A 7,513-nucleotide genomic window follows, 5' to 3' on the forward strand; every position below is an offset into this window, starting at 1 on the left:
CCGCGCCCGCGGCGCTCCCGGCGCCGACCGTCACCGCCGAAGGCCCGCCCGCAGCCGAGGCCGCGCCCGCGCCCGCGCCCGAGCCCGCCGCGGCCGCGACGACCCCGCGCGACCGGCGCGAGGGCGACACCGCCGACTTCCCCGTCATGCCCCAGGACCTCCCCCTCCGCGCCGAGGACAAGGTCCCCGCGGGCCAGGGGCTCCTCGAGGTCGTGGCCGGTCCGAGTGATTCGATTTACGTCGACGGCCAGCTCGCCGGGAACGGCCCCATCGTCCAGTCGAAGCTCGCCCCCAAGAAGGACCCGTACGAGATCCGCGTCCGCCTCCGCGGCGAGGAGCGCGTCCGGTTCGCCCTCGTCAAGGAAGGGCGCTTGACGCGCCTGCGCATCGCGCCACCCTGGTCGCGTTGACGCCTTCCGCCCCGCTCGTCCTCTCGTCCCTCCTCGCCCTCGCCCTCGGCGCGAGCGCTTGCGGCCCTGGCAAGAGCCAGGAGCAGGGCACCCCCGCGCCCACCACCAGCGCCGTCGCACCCCAGCCGCCGGCGCCCGCCCGCATCGTCGCCGACCTCGTCGACCAGCTCCCCGGCTGCGACCTCGAACATCGCGGCCTGCTCCTCGACACCGGCACCGACGCCATGGTCGGCCGCTTCGCCTGGACCGGCGTCGCTCCGCGGGGCGTCGATCCCATCGAGCACGACGCTTCCACCTGGATGCGCGTCTCGAACCGCACCCTGCGCGTCACCTTCGTCCTGCCGGAGGCGAGCCCCATCTTCGTCGCCGCCCGCTCCATGGGCCTCGGCGCCCGCGCGGCCACCGTCTCGCTCGACGATCAGCCCCTCGGCACCCTCAACTTCCAGCGCGACCAGATCCGCATCGCCACCACCGGGGCCACCACGCTCCCCGTCGATCCCGGCGTCCACACCCTCACCTTCCGCTTCATGGGCCGCGCCAAGAGCGGCGATCCCCTCGTCGACCTCGACTGGATCCGCATCGGCGTCCCCGACGAGAGCACCGCCACCTACGGCCCGCCCACCCTGCGTGACGTCCTCCTCCGGGAAGCCGCGCTCTCCGGCGTTCCGCACCGCTCGATCGCCCTCCGCGGCCCGGGCGCCGTCCGCTGCACCCTCCGCCTCCCGCCGGGCGCGCGCCTCCGCACCTCCGTCGGCGTCCTCGGCCCCGGTGAGGCCGACGCCCGCGTCCGCCTCCTCCGGGACGGCCAGAAGCCCGTCGACGTCCTCACCCAGCACCTCACCGGCGGCGACAAGGCCACCTGGACCGACCTCGACCTCCCCCTCGACCTCCAGGGCGGCCCCCTCGCCACCCTCGAGCTCCGCGCCGAGGGCACCTCCCAGGGCGCCCGCGTTCTCTTCGGCGACCCGGTCCTCGTCCTGCCCGCGGCTCCTCCGCCGGCCACTGCCAAGGCCCGCGCCGTCGTCCTCGTCGTCATGAACGGCCTCGACCGCGACAGCCTCCCGCCGTGGCATGCCGGCCCCACGCCGCAGCTCCCCACCCTCTCCGAGCTCGCCCTCACGGCGACCACCTTCCACCGCCACCGCGCCCCGACCACCTTCCCGGGCAGCGTCGTCGGCTCCCTGCTCACGGCCATGCCGCCACGCGCGCATACCCTCACCGATTTCGGCGCGCGCATGCCGGCCTCGAACACCACGCTCGGCGCCGTCGCCCACGACGCCAGCATTCGGGCGGCCATGTTCACCGGCGTCCCGGCCACCTTCAAATCGTTCGGCTTTGGCGAGGGCTGGGAGCATTTCGCCCAATATCCCCCCTACGGCAACGACCCGGCCACCGCGCCCCTCGACGCCGCCGCCACCTGGCTCACCGACGTCCTTCGCCAATCGCCCGAAGCGCGCCTCCTCCTCGTCGTCCATGCCCGCGGCGGACATCCGCCTTGGGACGTCTCGCCGAAGGAGCAATCGCAGCTCCCGCCGAGCACCTACACCGGCGTCATCGAGCCGCGCCGCGGGGCGCAGCAGCTCGCGACCTTGCGGAAAAAGAGAGACAAGAAGGACGCCATCTCCGCGCAGGACCAGGAACGCGTCCGGGCCCTCGAAGGCGCCGCCATGGCCGCGCAAGACCGCGCCCTCGGCGGCCTCGTCACCGCCCTCAAGACCGCCGGCCTCTGGGAGAGCACCGTCTTCGTCGTCACGGGCGACGTCGCCGCCGGCGCCGCCTCGCTCTACGCCGAGGGCGACGACCTCGCCGAGCCTCACCTCACCCTCCCGCTCTACGTCCGCTTCCCGGACGCCCGGTATGGCGGCGCGCACGTCAACCTCCCCACCGAGATCTGGGACCTCAGCCAGACGACCCTCTCCGCGCTCGGCATCTCCTTCTCGCGCCCTGGCCTCGGCCGCGACCTCTCGGCCGTCGCCTCCGGCCTCGAAGACTCCTCCTTCGAGCCGCAGATCGCGACCCTCGACGACCGCTTCTCGGCTCGCTGGGGCCAGCTCATCATGACGGGCCGCTACGACGCCGCGCCGTTCCTCTGCGACCTCGAGCTCGACCCGACGTGCGCCTTCAACCGCCGCGAGACCCTCCCGTTCGCGGCGCAGGCGCTCTTCCGCCGGATCATGGCGCGCGACCAGTCGACCCGGTCGGACCTGCAGAAGCGGGAGCCGGCGACGATCGACCCGGACACGGCGGCGGCGCTGCGGGTGTGGGGGACGATCGAGTGAGATCCGCATCCCCGCGCGATTTTCGCGTTTCGTTCCCCGCCCTCCGCGTGTAAAGCACCGTTCCGAAGGGGCCCGACGGAGGATCGGTTGAGGTTCGTTTTGTCTCGATGGTCACACGCCATCGCCCTGGCGGCGGGTCTCCTCGCCTCGCGCCCCGCGTTTGCCCAAGCGCCCGCCCCCAAGGCGCCGGCCGGCCAGGCGAACGTCACCCTTCCCACGGTCGTCGAGCACGTCGACGCCGTCTATCCCCCGGACAAGCTCGCGCAGGGCGTCGACACCACCGTCGAGGTCCTCGTCACCGTCGAGCGCAACGGCACCGTCGGCGACGCCCAGATCGCCGTCTCCGGCGGTGAAGCCTTCGACGACGCGGCCCTCGCCGCCGTCCGTCGCTGGCGCTTCAGCCCGGCCACACGCGACGGCGTCCCGATCCGCGCCCGCATTCGCGTCCCCTTCCATTTTGCGCCCGAGCCGCATCCGCCCGTCCCGGTCCCGCCGGGCGCGCCGACCGACGCCACGCCCCCGGACGCGGGCACGGCCCCTCCGCCCGGCCCGCCGGCGGACAAACCGCGCCCTGCGGACAAACCACGCCCGGACAAACACACCCATACCCACGGCGAACAGCCTGCCGAGCTCGACTCGGGCCTCGCTTTGCCGCATGCCGTCGCCGAGCCGGGCAAACCCATCGAGATTCACGTCCAGGGCCGGCCGAACCCTCCGCGCCGCGGCGCCTCCGATTTCCGCCTCGGCCGCGCCGTCCTCGACAGCGCCCCGCGCCCCACCGCGGCCGACCTCATCAAGTCCGCGCCCGGCTTTCACGTCATGCGGCCCGAGGGCGACGCCGTCGCCCAGCGCGTCTCTCTCCGCGGATTCGACGCCGATCATGGCCAGGACATCCAGTTCACCCTCGGCGGCACGATCCCCCTCAATCAGCCCTCGCACGTGCACGGCCAGGGGTATGCCGACCTCAATGTCCTGATCCCCGAGACCGTGCTCCGCGTGCGCGTCGTCGAGGGCGTCTACGATCCGCACCAGGGTGATTTCGCCGTCGCGGGCAGCGTCGATTTCGACCTCGGCGTCGAGGAGCGCGGCGTCCGCGCCACCGCGTCGTATGGCTCCTTCGACACGAAGCGCCTCGTCGCCATCTTCGCGCCTGCCGGCCAGTCCGAAGAGACCTTCGGCGCCGCCGTCGTCCGCACCACGGACGGCTTCGGCGACGGCGTCCGCGGCAGCGTCTCGGGTGGTTTTACCGGACAATACCGATTCGAGCTTCCCGGCGACCTCTCCGCCCTCGTCCACCTCTCCGCGTATGGCGCGCGCGGCGGCGTCGCGGGCGTCCTCCGCCGCGACGACATCGACCGCCGGGTCGTCGATTTCTACGACGCCTACCCCGACGTCTCCGCCCGCTCGCAATCCGCCGCGGCCACCCGCACGCAGGCGAGCTTCTCCCTCCAGCGCACCGGCGACGACAACTCCGAGGCCTCCTTTGGCCTCTGGGGCGCGTATGCCACCTACCGCAGCCGCCTCAATTTCACCGGCTACACCCAGCGCTCCCGCCTCGAGCCCACCTGGGCAGGACGCGGCGATCTCATCGAGCAATCGAACGACGACGGCGGCTTTGGCGCCCGCGCCTCGTATCGCACCCGCCGTTACGAGGCGGCCTCCTGGCTCAAGTCCCAGCTCACCCTCGGCGCGGACGCCGAAGCCCATTCCATCGACCAGGCCCAGAACCTCCTCGAAGCCCCGCAAAACGAGACCTGGGACCGCCGCGTCGACGCCACCGTCCGCTCGCTCCGCCTGGGCGCCTTTGCCGACGCCTTGTTCACCTTCTCCCGCTGGGCGCGCCTGCGCGGCGGCCTCCGCGCCGACTTCATCTCCTTCGACATCGACGACCGCCTCGGCAACCGCACCCCGCCGAACCGCGAAGAGACCCATTTCATCGGCTATCGCCGCACCGCCGCGGGCATCGCCTGGGGCCCGCGCGCCACGCTCGAGGTCGACCCTTGGCCCTCCTTGCGCCTCTTCGCCGCTTATGGCCGCGGGTATCGCTCCCCGCAGGCCCGGCAGCTCGAAGAGGGCGAGCAGGCGCCCTTCGCCACGGTCCACAGCTACGAGGCCGGCGCGCGTTTTCAATACGAACCCGCCCGCATCTCGGCCACCCTCGTCGCCTACGAGACCCGCCTCTCCTACGACCTCGCCTTCGACGCCGAGGAAGGCCGGCTCGAACGTATTGGTCCGACCACCCGCCGCGGCCTCGTCGCCTACCTCCAGGCCAATCCCTCGAACGGCCTGCATGCCTCGATCAGCGGCACGTTCGTCCGGGCCACCCTCGATTCTCCGCCCCCGCCGACCCCGGAAAACCCCCGACCGGCCTATGTCGAAGGGCAATCGCTCCCCTACGTTCCGCCCGTCGTCGTGCGGACCGACGTCTCCTATCGCCGCGCCCTCGGCACGTTCCGCGGCAAACCCCTCGTCGCCCGCGCCGGGTATGGCGCCACCTTCCTCTCGCCGCGCCCGCTCCCGTATGCCCAGGAGGCGCGCGCCGTCTTCGTCGTCGACGCTTCGCTCGGCTTGCGCCGCGATTTCGTGGAGGTCGGCGTCGACGCCACGAACCTCTTGAACGCTCGGTACGCGGACACCGAGTATGTGTTCGTCTCCGACTGGCAGACGAGCGGCATTCCCTCGCATCTGCCCGCGCGCCACATTTCCGCCGGATCGCCGCTCACGATCCTCGGCAATCTGACCTTCCACCTTTGAGCCGGAGGTCCCCCATGCAGCGTCTTTTGCGGTCGCTCCTGCCGTTTGTCCCCGTCCTCGCCGCCTGCGGCTCCGGCACCGGCCAACCCGAGGTCTCGTTCCCGGCGTACTTCGTTTCTCCCGCGACGAACGAATTCGTCGTGGACGACGTCACCGTCACCCTGGATGAGGCGCGCGTGGCCTTTGGTCCCGCATATTTCTGCGCCAGCGACTCCGCCTCCGCCACCCTTTGCGAGGTCGCGGTCGGCGAAATCCGACGAATCACGACGATCGACCTCCTCGAAGCCGGGCAGACGCCGCTCGGCACGTACGAGGGGTTCGCGGGGGACGTGCGCAGTGTGTCGTACGACCACGGAATTCACTGGTTCTTGCCGGAGGACGGCGCCACGGCTTCGCCCGAGGCGCCGGGCGGGCATTCGGCGCGCGTGCGGGGCGTGGCGAGCCGCGCCGGCGCGTCCGTCCGGTTCGAGGCCGACATCGATGTCGCCCCGCTTTTTCAGGGCCAGCGCGCCGTGCCGACCACCAAGGCCGAGGGAACGGTCACCGAGGCGACCTCGCGGATCGAGGTCCGGTTCGACGTCGCATCCTGGTTTTCCGCCGTGGATTTTGGCGCGGCGATCGACGCCGGCGTCGATCCGTTCGTGATCGGGTCGGGCGCGCCTGACCACGATGCCGTCGTGATCCGCATGGTCTCGACCCACCCCCCGTCGTTCGAGTTCGTGGCGGGCGAGGCGTCGGCCGCGCCCTAGCCGCCTGCTCCATTGTTGCCCGCGCTCGCCCTTCGCGAGCGCCCTGGGTGCGCACCTCCGTGCCACCCGCGCGATCGACTGCGCCGGCCGCGCGCGGTCGCGGCTCTGCGTTTCGTGGGCGCCGGCGCGTGGGACGAGCGGGGTACGAGCCTCCGCGGTGCGTGCTTCTCGCGGCGCACGCTCGGCTCGTTGCCTCGTTTGCTCGTGCTTTCGCTCGGGTCGCGGCCTTCCGTCGGGACGCGGGGTGGGGGAAGTCCGGCGTCCGTCCCACGCTTTTCTGTGGGCCCTCGGGGGGCCTTGGCATGCCGCGCGCAAGGAGCCGCGAGCACGAAGGGCGGCGCCTCGGCGAGGCGCGGCACGCCGAGAAGGAACGGCAGTGAGGAGCTCGACATGAAGGCGACCGACCTACTCAAGCAGCAGCACCGCGAAGTCGAAGAGTTGTTCCGCGAGATCGAGGGTGCCGAGGACGAGGACGAGCGTGCCTCGCTCCGCGAGGAGCTCGCCAACGCGCTCGCGGCGCACACGGCGATCGAGGAAGAGATCTTCTATCCGGCGGCGATGGAGGCGCTCGGCCCGAGCGGTCGCATCCGCGAGGCCTTCGAGGAGCACGCGGTGGCGGATTTCGCGCTCTACCGGCTGATGTCGGTCAGCGTGGGCGACGAGACGTTCTCGGCCAAGCTCGGCGCGCTCAAGGACATCGTGATGAACCACGTCGAGGAGGAGGAGAGCGACCTCCTGCCCCAGGCGGAGGGGGAGATGGGGCGTGAGCAGCTCGAGCACCTCGGCGAGCGGCTCTCGGTGCGGTTCGCGGAGCGCCTCGCGGAGGGGCACCGCCCGATCTTGGAGCGGAGCCTCGGCATCGCGGCGCGGCAGGTGGCCATGCAGGCGCCCGGGGCGAAGAAGGCCGCGGCTCCGCGCAAGCGCGCGCCGGCGAAGCGCCAGGCGATGCCGAAGCGGGCGGCGGGCGCGGCGAAGCGTGGCGCGTCGCAGCGTGGCGCGGCGTCCCAGCGTGGCGCGGCGTCCCAGCGTGGCGCAGCGTCCCAGCGTGGCGCGGCGAAGCGTGGCGCGGCGAAGGCGGCTCCGGCGAAGCGTGGCTCGCAGGTGGCGGCGCAGAAGCGCAATGCGGGCGCTGTGGCGGGCGGGGCGTCGCGGACGCAGTCGCGCAAGGCGGCGGCGCCGCAGAAGGCGCCGGCGGCGCGCGGGCAGGGGGCGTCGCGGACGCAGTCGCAGAGCGGCGGAGCGGCGCGGGGCGGCCAGAGCGGCGGCGTGCGTGGGGCGCAGAAGGGGATGGCCCGCGGCGGCGGCGCGCGAGGGCAAGCTG

Annotated in this window: 4 protein-coding genes and 1 pseudogene; all 5 read left to right on the plus strand. The window is 72.6% G+C overall.

The features are described from left to right. Positions 1-410: pseudogene (locus tag QHF85_RS49210) on the plus strand (response regulator); the annotation flags it as partial. After that, positions 407-2,689 (plus strand): sulfatase-like hydrolase/transferase, encoded by a 2,283-nt coding sequence (locus QHF85_RS49215; RefSeq protein WP_281334494.1) that lies wholly within the window; start codon positions 407-409, stop codon positions 2,687-2,689. The pseudogene QHF85_RS49210 and the gene QHF85_RS49215, both read left to right, overlap by 4 nt. A 99-nt stretch (positions 2,690-2,788) precedes the next feature. After that, positions 2,789-5,443 carry a TonB-dependent receptor gene (locus QHF85_RS49220; RefSeq protein ID WP_281334495.1) on the plus strand — a complete coding sequence of 885 codons (2,655 nt, stop codon included), beginning with the start codon at positions 2,789-2,791 and terminating at the stop codon, positions 5,441-5,443. Between the two features lie 14 nt (positions 5,444-5,457). Beyond that, positions 5,458-6,192 (plus strand): hypothetical protein, encoded by a 735-nt coding sequence (locus QHF85_RS49225; protein WP_281334496.1) that lies wholly within the window; start codon positions 5,458-5,460, stop codon positions 6,190-6,192. A 390-nt stretch (positions 6,193-6,582) separates the two neighbouring features. Next, positions 6,583-7,513: hemerythrin domain-containing protein (locus tag QHF85_RS49230; RefSeq protein WP_281334497.1), on the plus strand; the 931-nt coding region annotated here is incomplete at its 3' end.

This window comes from Polyangium sp. 6x1 (genome assembly GCF_029946515.1).
Taxonomy (GTDB): Bacteria; Myxococcota_A; Polyangia; order Polyangiales; family Polyangiaceae; genus Polyangium.